The organism is Paraburkholderia sp. BCC1885 (genome assembly GCF_900996235.1).
Classification (GTDB): Bacteria; Pseudomonadota; Gammaproteobacteria; order Burkholderiales; family Burkholderiaceae; genus Paraburkholderia.
This window is the reverse complement of sequence record NZ_CAAJGM010000072.1, coordinates 1-564: the sequence shown is the minus strand read 5'-3', so window position 1 is coordinate 564 and position 564 is coordinate 1. Positions and strand designations below refer to the sequence as shown.

The 564-nt window shown below is 68.4% G+C and carries 1 pseudogene; it reads right to left on the bottom strand.

Annotated elements, in window-relative coordinates:
* A pseudogene (locus tag FQ755_RS06020) lies at window positions 1-451 on the bottom strand (pyruvate ferredoxin oxidoreductase); the annotation flags it as partial.
* Between the last annotated feature and the right edge of the window lie 113 nt (window positions 452-564).

The following is a 564-nucleotide window of genomic DNA, read 5'->3' as shown; positions in this document are numbered from 1 at the left end:
GCACGCCGCCATGCGGGGAGGCACCATAGGCGTTGCCGTGCTTGAGCGCGTCGCCGGCGCGATCGACGCCGGGGCCCTTGCCGTACCACATCGCGAACACGCCCTCGACGGTGCGCTCCGGGTCGGCCTCGACGCGCTGCGTGCCGAGCACCGCCGTGCCGCCCAGCTCCTCGTTGATGGCGGGCAGGAAGCGCACGCGGGCCGCGTCGAGCAGCTTCTTCGCCTTCCACATCTGCTGGTCGACCATGCCCAGCGGCGAGCCGCGGTAGCCGCTGACGAAACCGGCCGAGTCGATCGCGTGCGCGGCGTCGCGCTCGCGCTGCATCAGCATCAGGCGCACCAGCGCCTGGGTGCCGGTCAGGAACACGCGACCGCGCGTGGCGGTGAGATTGTCGGCGAGGCGGTAGTCGGCGAGGGCGGGGGTGCCGTCCAGCGGCGGTCGGGCGGTCATGAGGCTTGTCTCCGGGGATTGGGCTGCGGCTGTCTGTCGCTATCAGTTGGCACTATTTTTCGCCGCCATTAGAAGAATTGTTTTTCTGATCCTGCTCGGGATTTTTTGAATCG